Genomic DNA, 18,121 nt, shown 5'->3' on the forward strand with positions numbered 1-18,121 from the left:
GGTTCGGGTTTTCAGACTATCGGCGCGGGTTCGCGCGGCGGACGCAGCCCCTGCAACCTCGGCAGCAGCCATGCCGCGAGGAGCAGCACGGTCGCCGCTCCGACGAGCGCGCCGCCGAGGGTGTCGGTGGCCCAGTGCACCGACAGGAAGGTGCGCGAGAGCGCCATGGCGACGATCCAGACCGCTCCGGCGATCGCCGTCCACACCCGCGGGAACAGCACCCAGACGACGAGCGCGATCGTCGCGGCGTTGGCGGTGTGCCCGGAGGGGAACGACCCGAAGTCGCTCGCCACGATCATGTCGTCGGGTCGCGCCCGACCGAACAGGTGCTTGAGGATCTGCACGGCTCCGGCGCTGGCGGCGAAGCAGAGCGCCGCGAACACCGCGGCACGCCATCGCCGAGCGAGCAGCAGCGCGAGCACGGCGAGCAGCGGTACAGCGAGGACTGCGATCCATCCCCCGCCGATGGCGTTGAGCACCATCGCGAAGTCGACCATCGCCTCTCCGCGGTGCGCGGAGACGAAGTCGTTCCACCACGTGTCGAATCCCGGCGGCTCGGAGTAGCCGAACACGATCACGGCTCCGAGCAGCACGGCGGCGGCGAGCAGACCGAGGCCCCACCACAGCAGCATCCGTCTTCTCATCGGACCATTCTCCCCGAGCGGCGATCAGGGGGCGAGCATCTCGACCGTACGCGGACGCACGATGAGCCACAGCGCGATCACGCCGATCGCTGCGCACCCGACCATGACGGAGGCCATCGTGGTCGCGGTGATCCCCGCGCCCTTCGACACCCAGCCGACGACCGGCGAGATGAGACCGGCGACGCCGAAGTTGGTGGCTCCGATGACGGATGCCGCCGTGCCCGCCGCCTTGCCGTGGCGGTCGAGCGCGAGGACCTGCACGTTCGGGAACGTGAAGCCGCAGGCAGTCATGAAGACGAACAGCGGGATGACGGTGCCCCACAGACCGAGGCCCAGCTGGTCGGTCACGATGATCGCGATACCCGCGATGAGCAGCACGCCGGTGGAGTACGCCATGACCCACTGCGGCCCGAACCGGGCGGCGAGTCGTGCTGCGACCTGGACTCCCGCGACGACGCCGAGGGAGTTCACCGCGAAGAGGAGGCCGTACTGCTGCGCATCCAGCCCGTGCGTCTGCTGGAAGAGGAAGGGCGAGGCGGAGAGGTAGGAGAACAGTCCGGAGAACGTCATGCCGCCGATGATCAGCACGCCGATGAACACCCGATCGCTGAACACCGAGCGGTACCGCTGCAGCACGGTGGCGCCGCCACGGTCCTGTCGACGCGCCACGGGGAGCGTCTCGGGGATGAAGAAGATCGTGGAGACCAGCATCACGACCCCGTACACGGCGAGGACGCCGAAGATGCCGCGCCAGGGCATGAGCGTGAGCAGCCACGATCCGATCAGCGGGGCGATCACCGGGGCGACGCCCGAGACCAGGGCCAAACGCGACAGCATGACGACGAGGCGACGTCCGCCGAAGAGGTCGCGCACGATCGCCATGGCGACGACGCCACCGGCGGCGGCGCCCACACCCATGAGCACGCGGGCGGCGCTGAGCAGGAGCAGATCGGGGGCGAAGGCGGCGCCGACGCTGGCGAGCACGTGCAGCGCCGTGACGGCGATGAGCGGGACCCTGCGGCCGACCTTGTCGCTGAGCGGGCCGACGACGAGCTGTCCGAGGGCGAAGCCGATCATGGTGCCCGTGAGGGTCAGCTGGATCGCCGCGGCCGTGGTGTCGAAGTCGCGCTCGAGCACGGGGAACGCGGGCAGGTACAGATCGATCGTGAACGGACCGAGCGCGGTGAGCGCGCCGAGGAGCACGATGTAGAGAAGGCGACGGCCGTTCGAGATCGAATCGCCGGGGTGCAGCATGATCGGCGCGGTCGCCGGGTTGGCCCCCAGGGTGCGGATCGCGCCGGTCGCCGAGGGGACGCGGATGCTCCCCGTCGCGGTGCGCTCGGGGTCGTTCGAGGCAGGGTCGGTCGTGGGCGCGTCAGACACAGAGGGCTTTCGAGAGGAGCGGATGTCGTCGAATCGATTCGACAACGAGCCTCCATGTTACCGCTCGACAGCCGTGAGTTCATCACCGAGAAACCGGTCCGGGCCGTCGCAGATGGTCGGTCCCGGGCGAGGTCGATGTCGGTCCTCCATCGCCGAGACTTGGCATGATCTCTCTATGGGCTTCTCTCTGCACTTCTTCAACCTCGGCGACGGCGACGTCGTCGATGCCGACCGCATCCGAGTGCGCCTTCATCTACGGTCTCTGCTCCGCCGGGAGGATGATGATCGTCAACCCCCAGGGCGACCCTCTGTACATCGTCGTCGGACGCACGCACAGCGAGGACGATGTCCCCGACCCCGATGACACCGTCTGGGTCGAGTCGCCGGAAGAGCTCGCGAACGCGCTCGGGTCAGGCTTCGGAGAGTTCCGGGAGTTCGTGCAGAGAGTGCGGGCCACGCAGGATGACCTCGAAGCCCCTCGTCCCGACGAACCTTAGCCGGAAGCCGCGCGGAACGACCCCACCCGCCGAGAATCTCAGCGGGTGATCTTCTCCAGGGCCTGTTCCAGATCCGCGATCAGGTCGGCGACATCCTCGATGCCCACCGAGAGGCGGACGACGTTCTCCGGAACCGCGAGAGCAGTGCCGCGCACGGAGGCGTGCGTCATGTCGGAGGGGTAGCTGATGAGCGACTCCACTCCCCCGAGCGACTCGGCGAGCTGGAAGACCGAGGTGGACGACGCGAACGCCCGTGCCGCATCAGGACCCGCGGAGAGGGCGAGCGACAGCATCCCCCCGAATCCGCTCATCTGCGCGGCAGCGATCTCGTGCCCCGGGTGCGACGCCAGACCCGGGTAGTACACGGTCTCGAACTCGGGACGGGACGCCGCCCACTCCGCGACAGCCTGGGCATTCTCGGAGTGCTGGCGCACCCGCACCGCGAGGGTCTTGATGCCGCGGCTGGTCAGCCAGGCGTCCAGAGGCGCGGACACGGCTCCGACCGCGAACTGCTGGAACTTGATCTGGTCGTAGAAGCGATCGTCGGCGAACACGACGGCGCCGCCGAGCACGTCGGAGTGCCCGCCGAGGTACTTGGTGGTCGAGTGCACGATCAGGTCGGCGCCGAGAGAAAGCGGCTGCTGCAGCGCCGGGGAGGCGAAGGTGTTGTCGACGACGAGGACGGCCCCCGCGTCGTGGGCGATGCCCGCGAGCGCGGCGATGTCGACGATCTTGAGCAGCGGGTTGCTCGGGGTCTCGACCCAGACGATCTTCGTCTCCGGACGGATCGCCGCGGTGACCTCGTCGGCGTCGGAGAGCTCGACGGTCGTGGTCTCGATGCCCCACGGCGCCAGCACCTTGGTGAGCAGGCGGTACGTGCCGCCGTAGACGTCGTTGCCGAGAAGCACGTGGTCGCCGGGCTTGAGGATGCCGCGCAGCAGCGCGTCCTCCGCGGCGAGGCCCGATGCGAAGGAGAGCGCGTGCGCGCCCCCCTCGAGCGCGGCGAGCTGGGTCTCCAGGGCCGAGCGCGTGGGGTTGCCCGCACGGTTGTACTCGTAGCCGTCGCGGAAACCGCCGATGCCGTCCTGGACGTGGGTGGACGCCTGGTGGATCGGAGGGATGATCGAACCCGTCGTGGGGTCCGGCGCCTGACCTGCGTGGATGGCTCGGGTGGCGAATGCGTGATCGGACATGTCTTTCAGACTACGTCCGCATTCGCCACCCGAGCTCCACCGTTACGGTCCGGGTCAGCCCTTCGTCGAGCCCGCGAGCAGGCCGCGCACGAAGTACCGCTGGAGCGAGAAGAACACGATCAGCGGAACGATGATCGACACGAAGGCGCCCGCGGTGAGCAGGTACCAGTCGTTTCCTCGCGTTCCGGTGATCTCGGCCAGCAGCTTCGTGATCGGCGCCGCGGCCCCGTCGGCGAAGACGAGGGCCACGAGCAGGTCGTTCCACACCCAGAGGAACTGGAAGATCGCGACCGACGCGATCGCCGGCATCGTCAGCGGCAGCACCACCCGGAAGAAGATCTGCCCGCGCGATGCGCCGTCGACGCGCGCGGCCTCGATGATCTCGCCGGGGATCTCCGACATGAAGTTGTGCAGCAGGTAGATAGCCAGCGGAAGCGCGAACATCGAGTGCGCGATCCACACCTGCGCGTACCCCTGTGACGCCCCCAGCGGGAGGGTCACCTGCAGGCCGAAGAGGTTGATGCCTCTCGAGAACGAGCTGAGCAGCGGCACCAGGGCCATTTGAATCGGCACGATCTGCAGCGCGAAGACGAAGATGAACAGCGCGTTGCGTCCCTTGAAGTCGATCCATGCGAACGCGTAGGCCGCCATCGAGGCGATCATCAGCGGGATGATCGTCGCCGGGATCGTGATCGCGATGGAGTTCATGAACGACTCGAGCATTGTCAGCTGCGTCGTCCCTGACTGGAGCACCTCGACGTAGTTGTCCAGCGTCACCTGAGGGTTCGCGAAGAACGTCCACCATCCGGTGGTGGTGATGTCGTCCTTGGGGCGGAACGAGGAGACGAACAGTCCGAGAGTCGGAATCGTCCACAGGACGGCGATGACGATGGACGCCACGGATGCCCACGGCCGCGAGAGCTTCTTCCGAGCGCGACCTGCAGACGCGTCAAGTCGTCCTCCAGTGGTGATCGCGCGCGTGTTCTGCTCGGTGACGGCCTGGGTCGTCGGGTTCGTCGACGTACTCATCGGATCTCCCGCTGCTTCTTGATCTGGCGTGCGTTGTAGATGACGATCGGCAGCACCAGGAGGAAGAGGATGACCGAGAGCGCTGCGCTGCGCCCGGCCTCGAACTTCGAGAACTGCGTGTACATCTCATTGGCCAGCACCGAGGTGCCGTAGTTTCCTGCTGTCATGGTGCGAACGATGTCGAACACCTTCAGCGAAGCGATCGAGATCGTCGTGAGCACGACGATCAACGCCGGGCGGATGGAAGGCACGGTCACCGCCCAGAACCGCTCCCATGCGTTGGCGCCGTCGAGCTCAGCGGCCTCAAGCAGTTCAGCCGGCACTCCCTTGATGGATGCAGAGAGCACCACCATCGCGAATCCGGTCTGCACCCAGATCAGTACCACGATGAGGAACAGGTTGTTCCACGGGCCATTGAGCAACCACTGCTGCGGGGTGCCCCCGAACCAGACCACGATCTGGTTGAGCAGACCGATCTGTTCGTACTCCGGTCCACGGTACGCGTACATGAAGCGCCAGATGATACCGGCGCCCACGAAAGAGATAGCCATCGGCATGAACACCAGGATCTTGTAGATCTTCTCACCGCGTGTGCGGTCGATGAAGACCGCGTAGGCGAGACCGACGAGCGTCGACACCGTCGGCACCAGCAGCACCCAGATGATCGAGTTCACAACCGAGGTGATTCCGTCTGCCTGGGTGAAGATCCATCCGTAGTTGGCGAGACCCACGAAGTCCTTGCCGTTTGAACTCCAGAACGAGGAGTACATCGTCTGGATCGAGGGCAGGATCAGCCCGACGAGCAGGAGCAGCACGGCGGGAGCCATGAAGGCGATCAGCTGGATCAGGTACCCCGCACCGTCGCGGGATCGGTAGTCCAAGAAGAAGAACAGGGCGCCGACGAGGACTGCGACTCCCATAGCCCAGTAGTACGACTGGAAAAACCACATCACGGCGAGCGGGATGAGCAGGCACATCGCGAGACGGATGCCGGTGTATAGGGCTCCCTTGCGTGGAGCCACGTCCACGAGGAGCAAGATGACGGCGACGACCACCGCGAATGCGATGACGACGACCAGGGCTTGGAGGATCGGCGGAAGCGTGCCGACCCATCCGAAGAAGTTTTTCGCGTTCACGGATTCCCCTTCATGACGCGGAGTGGATCAGGCGCTCGGAGAGCGCAGAGAGGACGAGGGCCGCCCCTGCGGGGACGGCCCTCGTCATGCCTTACTTCGTGGGCCAGCCAGTTTCGATCTGCGAAAGCACCTCGTCGGTCGGGTCCCCGTTGACCCAGGCGACCATTCCCTTCCAGAAGGTCCCGGAGCCAACCGCGCCCGGCATGGTGTCAGACCCGTCGAAGCGGAACGTGATCGAGTCGTCCTGAAGCAGCTTGATCGACTCCTGCAGGATCGGGTTCGTCACGACGCTCATGTCGACGCCCTTGTTGGCAGAGGTGACTCCGCCGAGCGCGAGGCGACTGTTCGCCCACTCCGGGCTCGACAGGTACGCGAGCACCTTCTTCGTCGCGTCCGAGTCGCTGAAAGCTCCGACAATCTCGCCGCCACCGGTGATGAAGGTCTCGTCCTCGCTCTTGCTCGGGAGCATGAAGGCCCAGACATCACCGTTCTCGGAGATGTCGGTGCCCGTCGGGAAGAAGCCAGAGAGGAACGAGGCCTGGTGCGTCAGCGCACACTTGCCGTCTGCGAGCGCCGGAGCGACGTCGCCGAACTCGGTGGAGTTGATCGAACGCACATCTCCGAAGCCGGCGTTGACGTACTCGGGGTTGAGGAGGATCTTGCCTGCCTCATCGAAGGCCGCCTTGATCTGCGGGTCCGTGAACGGCACCTCGTTCTTCACCCAGCCGTCGTACACCTCGGTGCCGGAATTGCGCAGGACCAGATCCTCGATCCAGTCGGTGCCGGGCCAACCGGTCGCGGTACCCGATTCGAAACCTGCGCACCACGGCGCGGTACCTGTCTTGTCCTTGATGGTCTGGGTGAGAGTCAGCAGATCATCCCAGCTCTTGGGGACCTCGACACCCCACTCCTGGAACTTCTTGGGCGAGTACCAGACCCAGCCCTTGACGTTGGCCATCAGCGGCGCACCGTAGTACGTGCCGTCGTAGGTCCCGAAATCGACCCAGCCCTGAGTCCAGTACTCCTTGCCGTTCTTCACGACCTCCTCAGGAGCGGGCTTCAGATAGTCGCGAGAGGCGAAGTCCGCGAACAGTCCGGGCTGCGGGAAGATCGCGATGTCGGGCGGGTTGCCGCCCTGTGCGCGGGTGCCGAGCTGCGTCTCGAAGTCCTGGCTGCCCTCGTACTTGATGTCGATGTTGTTCTTCTTCTCGAAATCAGCCCAGGACTTCTGGAGGAGCTTCGCCTCGTCGTCGACGATCGTGCCGTAGATGGTGACGGTGGTTTTGTCGGAGCCGTCAGTACCCCCGCTGTCGGGAGCCCCCGGAGCGCCGCATCCGGCGAGCACGATGCCAGCGACCCCCAGTAGTGCCAGCGGTGCGAACCGCCGTGAACGCTGTGACAGACCCATGTGGTTTCTCCTCTTCGAGTAACTGGCCCCCACCTCGACCGCGCCCCTCACGGCGCGATCGGGAACCGATTCCAGGACAACCTACCGGCCGCGAACGCCCCGACACAATCGGGAATTATCACAAGCTCGCAACCTTTCTGATGGATCCCCCAGATCTGTGGGAGCGCTCCCTCGTTGAAAGTGTGGAACCGGTTCCCTTCGAGGACTCCGAAAGGCTACGCTGTCAAAGGTCTGCCGACGCAGACCAGGGTCGAGGAGGACCGGGGATGAGCACGATCGCCGATGTCGCGGCTCGCGCAGGCGTGTCCAAGGCAACGGCGAGTCGAGCTCTCAGCGGGAACGGCTATGTCTCGGATGACACCCGCAAGCGGGTGCAGGACGCCGCATCCGAACTCGCCTACGTCGGGCATTCCTCCGCGGTCAGCCTCGCCACAGGACGCACGGGGACCGTAGGGGTGGTCATGCCCCCTGTGGATCGGTGGTTCTTCTTCGAACTGCTCTCCGGCATCCAGGACGCGCTGCTCGCACTCGACTACGACCTGGCGCTCTACGGGATAAAAGAGAGCACGACCACTCGGCAGCAGCTCTTCGACACCGTGCTGCCACGGCGCCGCTTCGACGGGATCATCGCCGTCGGCATCCAGCCGAGCGCCCACGAGCTGGAGAGGCTGCAGCGCTCCGAGAGCCCTCTCGTATGCGTCGGCGCGTACAGCGAGGACTCCAGCGCGGTATCGATCGATGATGTCTCAGCCGGCCGTATAGCGACCGAGCACCTGCTGGATCTCGGGCACACGCGCATCGCATTCGTCGGGGGGTCCGCTGACAGCTCTCGCCTCAGCGTGGGCGACGCCCTCCGCGCCGAAGGGTATCGAGAGGCTCTCTCCGCGGCGGGCCTGTCGGCATCCGCGCGCTTCGTGGAGGCGACTCCGAGCATGCCCGGCGGATACGAGACCGCCGTCGAGCTCCTCGGGGACCGCAGAGGGCGCCCGACCGCGATCGTCGGAGTCTGCGACGAAGTGGCTATCGGGGCCACCATCGCTGCCCGCCGTCTGGGCATCGCCGTGCCGACCGAGCTGAGCATCATCGGTGTCGACGATCATCAGCACGCCGCGATGTTCAGCTTGACCACCATCAGGCAATCTCCGCGAGAGCAGGGCGCAGAGGCTGTGCGACTTCTGCAGCAGCGCATGGAGAACCCTGACTCCCCGCCCGAGCGCGTGGTCACGGCATCCGCCCTCGTGGTGCGCAACTCGACCTCCGCGCCGCGCACCTGAACCCGGCCGACGAACCGGCCCCGGCATGCACGAAGGCCCCGGGGATGAACCCGGGGCCTTCGTTGAAGCGTCGAGACGCGATCGGGTCGGAGCGCGAGCGCCGACCCTGACGGATTACTTGAGGGTAACCGTGGCGCCTGCCTCTTCGAGAGCAGCCTTGGCCTTCTCGGCGGTCTCCTTGTTCGCGCCCTCGAGCACGGCCTTGGGAGCGCCGTCGACGACAGCCTTGGCCTCGCCGAGGCCGAGCGAGGTGAGCTCGCGGACGGTCTTGATGACCTGGATCTTCTTGTCGCCAGCGGCCTCGAGGATGACGTCGAAGGAGTCCTTCTCTTCCTCAGCCTCAGCAGCGCCTGCGCCACCCGCAGCGCCGGCGACGGCGACGGGAGCAGCAGCGGTGACCTCGAACTTCTCCTCGAACGCCTTCACGAAGTCGTTGAGCTCGATGAGGGTCAGGCCAGCGAACTGCTCGAGCAGCTCTTCGGTGGTGAGCTTCGCCATGATGTATCTCCTAGATAGATGGTTTTTGTTGAACGAGATCGCCGGTCGCTTACGCGGCCTCTGCGGTCTCCAGCTTTTCGCGAAGAGCATCGATGGTGGCCGCAGCCTTGCCCATCGTGGCCTTCATCATGCCCGCAGCCTTCGCCAGCAGAACCTCACGGCTCTCGAGCGAGGCGTACTTGTTGACCTCGTCGGCGTTCAGGGCGTTGCCCTCGAAGATGCCGGACTTGATCACGAGAAGCGGGTTGGCCTTGGCGAAGTCACGCAGAGCCTTGGCAGTGGCGACGAAGTCACCGTGCACGAACGCGACGGCCGACGGACCCTTGAGGTCGTCGTCCAGCGCGGTGATGCCAGCCTTGTTGGCGGCGATCTTGGTCAGCGTGTTCTTCACCACGGCGTACTCAGCGTCCTGACGGATGCTGTTGCGCAGCTCCTTGAGCTGGGCAACCGTCAGACCGCGGTACTCGGTCAGCAGAACGGCGGACGAGTTCTCGAATGACTTCGTGAGCTCGGCAACCGATGCATCCTTCTGCGCCATGGTCACTCCTTGATGTGTTCGGGATGCTCCACGACGGTGGAGCATCGGCCTCGACCACCCGGTGCCCTGAAAATGAGAAGAGCTCCGGCGCAAGCGCACGGAGCTCAGAGAAGTTCGTGACACCTGCGCGGGCCCCTGCATTGCAGAGCTTCGATCGTCTTGCACTCACGCGCACGACGATGACCAGCGGTCTTCGGTTGCCCCCACTCTACCCCACCCCCTCTCCTCCCCCAAATCCCTCCCTCCTTCCCCGTCCTCGACGAGTTCACGGGAAGTCGACGCCAGCGCGGCAGGCGGGGCGCAGGGAACGAGAGAGGGATGCCGGGGTGCGGCGTGTACGCGGGCGGAGGGTCGGAGGTCGGGGTTAGGGTCGAAGGGTGAATCCCGAACTCCAGGCACGCATCGTCGCGGACTCCCGTGACCGTGTCGCGTGGATGCGGGCCCGGTCGCGCGGGATCACCGCGACCGACGTCGCCGGACTGACCAGCGAGAGGTCGATCGCGCGCGCCGCGGACTCCAAGCTCGGCGGAGGGCCCCGCTTCGGCGGCAACGCCTACACCGATCACGGACGCCGGCGCGAGCCCGAGATCGCCGCCTGGGTCGCGGCGACCCACGGCATCCTCCCCTCGTCCGCGCTGTTCCGCGCCGAGGTCGAGCATCGCCACCTCGCCACCCCCGACGGCATCGCGGTGGACGGCGACGGGCGCATCCGCCTCGCCGAGATCAAGACCACGAACAAGCCGTTCCGCGGCATCCCGCGCACCTACCTGCGACAGATCTGGTGGCAGCAGCACGTGCTGGGCGCCGAGCGCACCCTGTTCGTGTGGGAGGAGCACGTCGACTTCTCGCCCGTGCACGACGAGCCGAAGTCCGTCTGGATCGACCGCGACGACCGCGAGATCGCGAAGCTCGTCGGACTCGCCACCGCCCTCATCGACGAGCTGTACCGGCGCACCACCGGACAGCAGGTGCCGAGCAGGGAGATGGATGCCGCGGCCAGCCGCCGCGAGCAGCTCCGCGAGCGCGACGCGTTCCGCGCGCTGGCCCTCGCCGACTGAGCGGTCTCCGGCACTGATCCGCCCCGCCGGCGGCGCCACGCACAAGAGCGTCCTCCGACGAGGCCATGCGCGAGCACGGACGTCGACCCGCACCCTCTCCCCGGCCGCGCCGTCGCGACCGGACGATCGCTCGTCGCTCAGGTGCAGGTGTTGTTGCCGCCGAGCCCGAGGAGTCCGCCGACCGACAGCGTCCTGGTGGCCGCCCCGGGCGAGACCCATTGCGTGCCGGCGAACGTGTCGACCTTCACGGGGTTCGTGGCACCGAGGAGGGACCCCAGGAGGGTGTTCAGCAGGCCGGAGGAGATGACAGAGGTGTAGGTGTACGGTCCGGTCCCGCTCTGCGTGATGTTCGCCTGGTCCACGACCACCGTCTTGATCATGAGGCGCTGGAAGACCTTGTCGTTCGGCGAGGTCCAGACGATCGTGACCCCGGTGAACGTCCCCAGGAAGCTCGTGACCGTGCAGCTCGTGATGACGGGAGTCGCCAGGGTGGTCCCGGTGAACGTCGCCGTCGCGTACTCCGAGTCGGTGAAGTACGCCTCGGTCTGCTGCACCGGCGGCGCGATCGCCAGACCGATGAGCAGCACGAGACCCGCGAGACCCGCGGTGAGCCGCCGGCCGTTCACGAGTCCTCATCCTCTCCGCGCGACCTCCGCCGACGCGCGACGAGGAGCACGGCGCCGACCACGACGAGCACGGCCCCTCCGCCGAGGATCCAGAGCACGACGGGCGACATGCCCGTGGTTGCCAGCCCGCCGTCCGGTCCGATGACAGCCGACTCGCCGGCCCCGTGCGCATGGACACGGACCTCGGTGCGCCCGCCCTCGTCGTCCGCGGCGAGCGCGATGGAGAGCCTGAGGTGCGCGACCTCCGTGTCGGCCATCTGCGCGAGCGCGATCTCCGCCCCGTCGCGCGGTATGCTCCATCCGGTGCGCAGGATCGTCGACCCTCCGGGGCATCCGCTCGGGGTCCACGCGCTCATGCAGAGCGAGGCGTCGACCACCAGCGAGGCATCTCCGCTCGCGCTCACGCCGATCGTGACGGTGCCGGGGTCGGGGGCATCCGCGCTGACGGCGACGTCCCACTGCACGGGCGCTCCGGGCAGCAGGGATGCCGCGGCGTCCCAGTCGGCGACGGACACCAGCCGCAGCACCTGCCCCTGCACGACCTGCGTCGACGGGGCCGCCCACGCCGGGCTCGCGCTGATCAAGCCGAGCACGACCAGCGCGGCGACGGCGACGACACGGCTCCTCATGTCGGCATCCGCTCTCGCCGCCGTCCGTCGCGCGGCCAGAACGCCCATACGACGAGCACGGCCGCAGCCACGGTGATGCCGCCGAGCACGAAGGGGTTGCCCATCGCAACGATGACCGTGGCGATGCCCGGAACCGAGAACAGCACGGTCCGCACGGAGGTCACGGTGTACGGGAAGGGGTCTTCCGTGGCGTTCGCGTCGCCCTTCAGCGTGATCACGCGCTCGGCATCCGTCGTCCCGGGGACGATCGTCGTCACGCGGTGCGTGACCGGGAGCTCGCCCTCGCGGTCCACGGTCACGACGTCGCCCACCTCGACCTCGGCCGCGGGGATCCGCTGCACGACGGCGACGGATCCTGCCGGAATGGTCGGCGACATCGATCCGGTCTTGAACATGATCAGCGTGATCCCGGCGGCGTAGGCGAGGATCACCAGCACGATGCAGACGACGCCGCCGATCGCGGCGATCCAGAGCAGCAGGTCGGCGAGCAGCCGCGCGGGTCCGCGGCGGGGAGAGGATGCCGCCGCGGGCGCACCGACGGGCGGGTCCTGCTCCCGCAGGCTCCGCCTCGTCACCGCCGTGCTCATCGTCTCGTCCTCCCGCCGCTCTCCCGTCGAAGGCATCCGCTAGGTCGACGTCCCCAGCAGTATCCAGGTCTGGATGGCTGTGAGGCCCTGCGCCGTGTTCGGGGCGTCGGACTTCAGCGTCACGGCGAAGCAGTAGTTGATCTGGTTGCCGCCGGCCGCGAGCAGCGCCTGGGCCGACGCGGCGCCGGCCGTCAGCGCCGTGCCGTCGGCCACCACCACCGTGCCGCCCGCGTATGCGCTGGAGTCGCACGTGGTGCCGGCGATGGTCTTGACCCCGTACGTCATGGAGGGCGCGAGACCCGTGCCGCCCGTGGTGCCGGCTGTGACCTGCACATTGCCCTTGACGGAGCTCGCTGACGTCTTGACGCTGAACAGCGCGTACACCGTGTTGCCCGGTGCCATCCCGCTGAACGGGGCGGTGAACGACAGCGCGGCCGGCGAGCCGACGGGGTGGTTCGTGAACGTCCCCGTGCCCGTCGTCGAGCCGACGATGTCGAAGCTCCCCGATGTGAAGGTCGCCGCCCCGTACTCGGAGTCGTTCCATGCAGCCAGCGTCGCGGCTCCGCCCACGCCGAGCACGAGTCCACCCGCGAGGATGGCTCGGATTCGGCGGGAACGCAGCCGCTTCGCGTCCCGCATGTCCCTGCGGGTCACCATCAGAGGCTCAGTTCGAGGTCGCCGTGAACTTCCAGGTGGCCGTCGTCGCGAGAGTCTGCTCCAGGTTCGCGTCGGCGGTGACCTTGAAGCACAGCTGCACCGCGGTGCCGGCCGTCGACACGTTCGGCCCCTGCGAGAGAGCGATCGGGGTCACGCCGGTCTGCACGTCCAGCGTCGCGCCCGTCGCGACAGGAGTGCCCGTCGCGGAGGCCGCGTTGCAGGTCGCGCCCGGCGCCAGCTGGTAGACCGAGTACGAGAGGTGGTCGCTGTTCGACGTCGCCGCTGCGTCCGCCGTGGTGCCGTTGGCCGAGAGGCTCGCGCCCGTCGTGGTGCCGGCGGCGAGGCGCACCCAGAAGCCCGAGTAGACGATGTTGCCCGGAGCGAGGTTGCTCACGGGAACGGTGAACGCCAGTGTCGCGGCGGTGTCACCCTTGTCGACGTTGTGGTCGCTGTAGTTCGCGTCTCCGGTCGCCGATCCCTCGAGGTTGAACGCGCCGGCCGTGAACGTCCCGTTCGCGAACTCGGAGTCGTTCCATGCCGCGAGCGTGACCGCGGTGCCGATGCCGAGCACGAGACCTCCCGCGAGCACCGCCAGGACCTTGCGCTGAGTTGCCGTTGTTGCCATGTCAGATTCCCCCTCAGGAATGCCGGGTGTACGACGGCGGAGTGCATCGTGGACGGCCGCCCCTCAGTGACCGGCATCCGCTCGTCCCCCACATCATCACCCAGTGGGAGCCCTCCCACAAGGGACGCAGGTCACGATTGCACACCGGAATATCTGTTTCTCACCAATATTCCGGTTTCGATGGACGACGGCGGTGACGGTGCACTAGAACTTAGGGGAAACGGAGGCCCCCACCCACGGTCTCCGCCCACATGAGTCCTGAGGGGGACGGTATGGAACCGAGACGAGCGCGCCGCGCTGCCACGAACAACAGAACGCGGAAGGTCGTCGCGATCGTCGCCGCGGCCGCCGTCGCAGGGGTGGGAGCGTCCCTGAGCCTCGCGGCCTGGAACGACACCGAATGGCTCTTCTCCGGCGCCGGGACGGAGCCCGGCATCAGCACCTCCTCGTTCGAGCTCGAACAGCTCGCCCTTCCGGCATCCGGAGCAGCTCCCGGTTCGACCGCATGGGCGGACTACGAGACGAACCCGGGCAACGGGGTGACCTTCACGCTGTCGGATCTCACGCCCGGCGACTCGACCTATGCCCTCGTCGCCGTGCGCTCCTCGGCCGACTCGCTGGGTGGCACCGCCACTCTCGCGGCCGCCACCGCTGCCGCCGGCGTGACCGTGGCGGATGCCGGCGGCCACCTGTGGAACGCCACCGACGTGCGCGTATCCACCTGGAGCGGCGCCGACCTCGCCGCCACGAAGGCGTGCAACGCGGCGACCTTCGGCAACGTGGCGAACACCACGATCGCGACCGGCGATCTGGGCGCGAGCGGCGGCACGGCAGCGCAGACGTACGCGGCGGACTCCGGCAACGTCAACTTCTACTGCTTCGAGCTGACCTTCACGGTTCCCGGAGTGCTGCCGTCCGGCATCACCACGGTCGACGACTACATGGGCCGCAGCATCGCGCCCGCGTGGAAGTTCGACGCCGCGTCCGCCTGACCCCTCGGACCATGACCTCCACCGCAGAGGACCTACGAGACCGCGGGGTCGATCAGGGGCTGCGCCGACGCGATCGTTCCACACGTCCGCGTCGGCGCCGCTCCCTCCTCCCCGCGATCCAGAACGTGCTCGTATGGCTGCTGGGCGCCGTCGGGGCGATCGCCATCGCCTGGCTCATCGCCTCGTGGGCGCTCGGCCTCCATCTGGTGATCCTCGCCACCGGCTCGATGTCTCCGACCATGCCCGCGGGCACCGCGGTGATCGAGAGGACGGCGGATGCCGCAGACCTCGGCGTCGGCGACGTCGTCAGCGTGCCTCGCGCCCATGACGACCAGCTGGTGACCCACCGGATCGTGGCGATCGGAGACGAGGAGGCGGACCGCAGGACGCTCACGCTGCGCGGGGACGCCAACGACGCCGATGACGCCGAGCAGTACGTCGTCACGCGCGCGGGGGTCGTGCTGTTCGCGATCCCCGGACTCGGGTTCGTGTTCTCGGCCGTGACCTCGCCGATCGGTCTCGCGGTGCTGGGCCTGGTGCTCGCCGGCGCCGTCCTCTGGGTGCTGTGGCCGAGCAGACGATGACGGTCATGACACGTCGAGACCGGTTCCGCCGCATCGTCGGCGGGACCCTGATCGTCGTGTGCGCTGGTGCGGGGGCGGTGCTCGCCGGAACGGCCGCAGCCCAGGCAGCGCCGTTCTTCACGGCCCCCGGCCACTCGACCGGACATCTCACGCTGGAGACCTCGCCGTGGATCGTCCGCGACGCACACAGCGCCCACGCGCTCTCCCCGGGTGAGTCCCTCGTGCTGTCTCCGGGCGATCGGGGGTACTGGGAGATCCGCGCCGCCCACGACGACCCCTCCGGCCCCGCGACCCTGTCGGTCGTGCTGACGGCCGAGGGAGAGCTCGCCCGCGACCCGCAGGGTCTGCGGGTCGTATTCCAGCAGTGCATCACGGAGTGGACCGGGATGCCGTCCGGCGCTCCGACGTGCGCCGCTCCCGGCGGTGCGACGATGTTGCCCCCGGCGACGGCATCCGCCTCCTCCCCGCGCACCTACCTCGTCGATCTCGCCGCCGGATCGGCGCAGCACATGCTCGTCACGGCGACGCTCGACGGAATCCCTGCCGACGAGGAGGGCGAGGGCCTCGACGCGACCGTGGGCGTCGGCCTCACCGCAGCCCGCACGGACGCGGCCGCTCCGCCCGCCGGCGGACCGCTCGCCGCCACCGGGATCGACGGTGTCGCCCTGCTGCAGATGCTCGGGGTCGCGCTGGCGGCCGTCGGCGCGGGCATCGGGATCCGGATGCTGCGCCGCACCGAGCCGACGGAGGATTCGACGTGAGCCGCCTGCGCGCGTGGCTCGCCGTCGGCGCCGTCGCGATCCTCGCCGTGCCCGTGGCGACCTCCACCTCTCTGGCGAGCTGGCGGGACGCGGAGTGGGCGCACGCCGCGCCCGTCGGAACGACGTCGCTGAAGTGCGGGACCGACACCGGCTTCTCGACGACCTCCGCCGGCCGCCAGGTCAGCGGCACTCTGCTCGGCACCGATCTCGACACCGTCGCCGCCGTCAACGGCGTCCGCGACGCGATCGACGGCGCGCTCACCGAAACCTACTCCCCCGCGCAGAACGCGCACGACCTCGACCCCGGTTCGACGACGACGTTCACCAGGGCGACCTCGCTCAACGTCGGCATCCTCCCCGCTCCCCTGGCGACGGTGTCCCTGCCGACCATCCAGGCAGCCGTGCCCGACTTCGCCGTCGGCACCCTGTCGCAGTACTCGCAGGTGACCCCGAAGGGCCTCGCGACCGGAGCCACAGGAGCGGTGACCAACCAGTCCGGCATCGCGACGATCGGCGAGTACGGAGCATCCACTCCGCCGCGCACGGGCTCGCTGACGCTGAACGGCGTGCTCGGCAGCGCGATCACATCGAACCTGACGAACGCCGCGCTCGACATCGGCGCGGTCTCGGCCCTGTCCCGCGTCGACGGCTGCGATGTGCTGCGCGAGGCGACGTGGGACGTACCGGCCGCATCGACCGCTGTCGCCCGCGACTACGACATCGCGGGGCTCGACCTCACGCTGACGGCGCCCGTGCTCTCCGGGCTCGTCGGGCAGGTCGACACCTCGGTCACCCAGCTCCAGGCCAAGCTGAACGGACTGCAGGCCTCCCTCTCGTCCGGCATCACCGGAGTGCTCAATCAGCTCCATCTCGACCTCGGCGTCCTCAGCGTGTCGACCGCGGGGTCCGGGGTATCGGTCACGAACATCCCGCAGGTCGCGCCGGCGGTCTCCGCCCTGCTCGCAGGCTTCTCGGATGCCGACGGCATCGTCACCCTCAGCCCCCGCGACGGTCTGATCAGGGTGAACCTCGCCCGACTGCTGAACGGCGCGAACGGGCTGAACGACCTCGCTCCGAACACGCAGTTCCTGCTGACGCCCGCGGTGCTGACGAACATCGGAACGCGCGTGACGAACCTGGTGACGGCCTGGCGGACCCAGGTCATCAGCGCTCTCACCACGGTCGCCGGCCTGCCGAGGGTCAAGATCGACGTGAGCGCGGAGGTCAAGGCCACCGTCGCCGGGATCCCTCCGCTCATCCCCGACGTGGTGATCAAGGTCGCCGATGTGAAGATCAACCTCGACGCGAACCTCGGCGCGCTGCACACCTCCGGCACGTCACTGCTGAACGCCGGCGTGAGCGTCACGATCGTCGACCTCGGCATCCTCACCCCCGTGCTCGGGGCTCTGCTCACTCCCGTTCTCGCGCTGCTCAATCCCCTCGTCGGCACGCTCCGCAACGTCATCAAGGCCGTCGTCGACGACGTCTTCTCCGTGGTCACCGCCCTCGACGGCGTGCTCGCCGCCGGTGTGCCCGTCGTCGCGAATGCCGTCGCCGCGGTCTTCGGCGCGCTCGCTCCGATCTTCTCGCTGTACGTGAACGTGCAGCCCGATCGCCCGAACGCGCCCCCTGTCTCGCCCTTCATTCACGCGACGAGCACAGCGACGGCGGAGTACAAGGTCACGGCGCTGCGCATCGGGCTGCTCGACGCGCTATTGCCCACGAGCGTGAATCTGGGCACCGCCTCGGCCGGGCCGATCTCGCTGCCCTAGGTCCCGCGCGTCCGGCGTTTCGTCTCGCTGCGCTCGCTCAACGACCGGGGGATGGGAGGCGTGTCGTCTCGCCGCACTCGCTCAACGACCGGCGGGGCGCAGGCCCTGCCCCGGTCGTTGAGCGACGAGCGCAGCGACGAGACGAAACGAAGTCTCTCGCGTATGTAGTTGACTAATCTCAACCATTCGGCGTATAGTTGACGAAGTTCAACTATCTCGTGCGCGCCAGA

At 68.0% G+C, this 18,121-nt stretch carries 20 protein-coding genes; 7 read left to right on the top strand and 13 right to left on the bottom strand.

The genetic code is table 11. The features are described from left to right. Nucleotides 1-11: 11 nt before the first annotated feature. Nucleotides 12-644 (bottom strand): phosphatase PAP2 family protein, encoded by a 633-nt coding sequence (locus ACFY5A_RS00785; RefSeq protein ID WP_387231230.1) that lies wholly within the window; start codon nucleotides 642-644, stop codon nucleotides 12-14. Between the two features lie 24 nt (nucleotides 645-668). Beyond that, complete coding sequence (locus tag ACFY5A_RS00790) at nucleotides 669-2,027, bottom strand: multidrug effflux MFS transporter (RefSeq protein ID WP_387231232.1); 1,359 nt, start codon at nucleotides 2,025-2,027, stop codon at nucleotides 669-671. A gap of 224 nt (nucleotides 2,028-2,251) precedes the next feature. Here ACFY5A_RS00790 and ACFY5A_RS00795 point away from each other — a divergent pair, with 224 nt between their 5' ends. Then, nucleotides 2,252-2,524, top strand: coding sequence for a hypothetical protein (locus tag ACFY5A_RS00795; RefSeq protein WP_387231234.1), 273 nt, complete (start codon nucleotides 2,252-2,254; stop codon nucleotides 2,522-2,524). A gap of 38 nt (nucleotides 2,525-2,562) precedes the next feature. On the opposite strand, the gene ACFY5A_RS00800 is transcribed toward ACFY5A_RS00795, so the two are convergent. The 4 genes from ACFY5A_RS00800 to ACFY5A_RS00815 all read right to left on the bottom strand — a co-directional run bounded on the left by ACFY5A_RS00800 (nucleotide 2,563) and on the right by ACFY5A_RS00815 (nucleotide 7,290). Next, the gene (locus ACFY5A_RS00800; RefSeq protein ID WP_341941474.1) at nucleotides 2,563-3,717 is read right to left on the bottom strand and encodes a cystathionine gamma-synthase; all 1,155 of its coding nucleotides are present in this window, start codon (nucleotides 3,715-3,717) and stop codon (nucleotides 2,563-2,565) included. Between the two features lie 54 nt (nucleotides 3,718-3,771). Beyond that, complete coding sequence (locus tag ACFY5A_RS00805; protein WP_341941473.1) at nucleotides 3,772-4,746, bottom strand: carbohydrate ABC transporter permease; 975 nt, start codon at nucleotides 4,744-4,746, stop codon at nucleotides 3,772-3,774. Beyond that, nucleotides 4,743-5,882, bottom strand: coding sequence for a sugar ABC transporter permease (locus ACFY5A_RS00810; RefSeq protein ID WP_341941472.1), 1,140 nt, complete (start codon nucleotides 5,880-5,882; stop codon nucleotides 4,743-4,745). Before ACFY5A_RS00810 ends, ACFY5A_RS00805 begins: the two co-directional genes overlap by 4 nt. Before the next feature lie 91 nt (nucleotides 5,883-5,973). Beyond that, nucleotides 5,974-7,290, bottom strand: a complete 1,317-nt coding sequence (locus ACFY5A_RS00815) for an ABC transporter substrate-binding protein (protein ID WP_341941471.1) — start codon at nucleotides 7,288-7,290, stop codon at nucleotides 5,974-5,976. A 266-nt stretch (nucleotides 7,291-7,556) separates the two neighbouring features. Between ACFY5A_RS00815 and ACFY5A_RS00820 the strand changes: the two genes are divergently transcribed. Next, nucleotides 7,557-8,564: a LacI family DNA-binding transcriptional regulator gene (locus ACFY5A_RS00820; protein ID WP_341941470.1), complete on the top strand. Its 1,008-nt coding sequence runs from the start codon at nucleotides 7,557-7,559 to the stop codon at nucleotides 8,562-8,564. A 114-nt stretch (nucleotides 8,565-8,678) separates the two neighbouring features. On the opposite strand, the gene rplL is transcribed toward ACFY5A_RS00820, so the two are convergent. Then, nucleotides 8,679-9,062: a 50S ribosomal protein L7/L12 gene (gene rplL, locus ACFY5A_RS00825; RefSeq protein ID WP_105674159.1), complete on the bottom strand. Its 384-nt coding sequence runs from the start codon at nucleotides 9,060-9,062 to the stop codon at nucleotides 8,679-8,681. 49 nt (nucleotides 9,063-9,111) lie between these two features. Then, nucleotides 9,112-9,600, bottom strand: coding sequence for a 50S ribosomal protein L10 (rplJ, locus tag ACFY5A_RS00830; RefSeq protein WP_105674161.1), 489 nt, complete (start codon nucleotides 9,598-9,600; stop codon nucleotides 9,112-9,114). A 377-nt stretch (nucleotides 9,601-9,977) separates the two neighbouring features. On the opposite strand from rplJ, the gene ACFY5A_RS00835 reads away from it, so the two are divergent. Beyond that, a complete protein-coding gene (locus ACFY5A_RS00835; protein WP_105673543.1) occupies nucleotides 9,978-10,658 on the top strand; it encodes a YqaJ viral recombinase family protein in 681 nt (226 codons plus the stop codon). A 137-nt stretch (nucleotides 10,659-10,795) separates the two neighbouring features. Here ACFY5A_RS00835 and ACFY5A_RS00840 read toward each other — a convergent pair whose 3' ends face one another. The 5 genes from ACFY5A_RS00840 to ACFY5A_RS00860 are packed head-to-tail and all read right to left on the bottom strand — an operon-like array spanning nucleotide 10,796 to nucleotide 13,782. Next, complete coding sequence (locus ACFY5A_RS00840; RefSeq protein WP_387231238.1) at nucleotides 10,796-11,284, bottom strand: hypothetical protein; 489 nt, start codon at nucleotides 11,282-11,284, stop codon at nucleotides 10,796-10,798. Continuing rightward, nucleotides 11,281-11,913 carry a hypothetical protein gene (locus ACFY5A_RS00845; protein WP_387231240.1) on the bottom strand — a complete coding sequence of 211 codons (633 nt, stop codon included), beginning with the start codon at nucleotides 11,911-11,913 and terminating at the stop codon, nucleotides 11,281-11,283. Before ACFY5A_RS00845 ends, ACFY5A_RS00840 begins: the two co-directional genes overlap by 4 nt. After that, nucleotides 11,910-12,500, bottom strand: a complete 591-nt coding sequence (locus tag ACFY5A_RS00850; RefSeq protein ID WP_387231242.1) for a signal peptidase I — start codon at nucleotides 12,498-12,500, stop codon at nucleotides 11,910-11,912. Before ACFY5A_RS00850 ends, ACFY5A_RS00845 begins: the two co-directional genes overlap by 4 nt. Before the next feature lie 39 nt (nucleotides 12,501-12,539). Next, nucleotides 12,540-13,157: a SipW-dependent-type signal peptide-containing protein gene (locus ACFY5A_RS00855; RefSeq protein WP_387231244.1), complete on the bottom strand. Its 618-nt coding sequence runs from the start codon at nucleotides 13,155-13,157 to the stop codon at nucleotides 12,540-12,542. Between the two features lie 7 nt (nucleotides 13,158-13,164). Then, entirely contained in the window at nucleotides 13,165-13,782 is a 618-nt protein-coding gene (locus ACFY5A_RS00860; protein ID WP_223586007.1) for a SipW-dependent-type signal peptide-containing protein, read from the bottom strand. 272 nt (nucleotides 13,783-14,054) lie between these two features. On the opposite strand from ACFY5A_RS00860, the gene ACFY5A_RS00865 reads away from it, so the two are divergent. The 4 genes from ACFY5A_RS00865 to ACFY5A_RS00880 are packed head-to-tail and all read left to right on the top strand — an operon-like array spanning nucleotide 14,055 to nucleotide 17,891. Beyond that, on the top strand, nucleotides 14,055-14,774 hold the full coding sequence (locus tag ACFY5A_RS00865; protein ID WP_387231246.1) for an acyl-CoA dehydrogenase: 720 nt from the start codon (nucleotides 14,055-14,057) through the stop codon (nucleotides 14,772-14,774). An 11-nt stretch (nucleotides 14,775-14,785) separates the two neighbouring features. Then, the gene (locus ACFY5A_RS00870) at nucleotides 14,786-15,358 is read left to right on the top strand and encodes a signal peptidase I (protein ID WP_341941464.1); all 573 of its coding nucleotides are present in this window, start codon (nucleotides 14,786-14,788) and stop codon (nucleotides 15,356-15,358) included. 5 nt (nucleotides 15,359-15,363) lie between these two features. After that, entirely contained in the window at nucleotides 15,364-16,119 is a 756-nt protein-coding gene (locus ACFY5A_RS00875) for a hypothetical protein (protein ID WP_387231248.1), read from the top strand. Continuing rightward, a complete protein-coding gene (locus ACFY5A_RS00880) occupies nucleotides 16,116-17,891 on the top strand; it encodes a choice-of-anchor G family protein (RefSeq protein WP_387231250.1) in 1,776 nt (591 codons plus the stop codon). The genes ACFY5A_RS00875 and ACFY5A_RS00880 overlap by 4 nt, the downstream gene beginning before the upstream one ends. Nucleotides 17,892-18,121: the final 230 nt, after the last annotated feature.

Source organism: Microbacterium sp. NPDC012755 (assembly GCF_042901325.1).
GTDB lineage: Bacteria > Actinomycetota > Actinomycetes > Actinomycetales > Microbacteriaceae > Microbacterium > Microbacterium natoriense.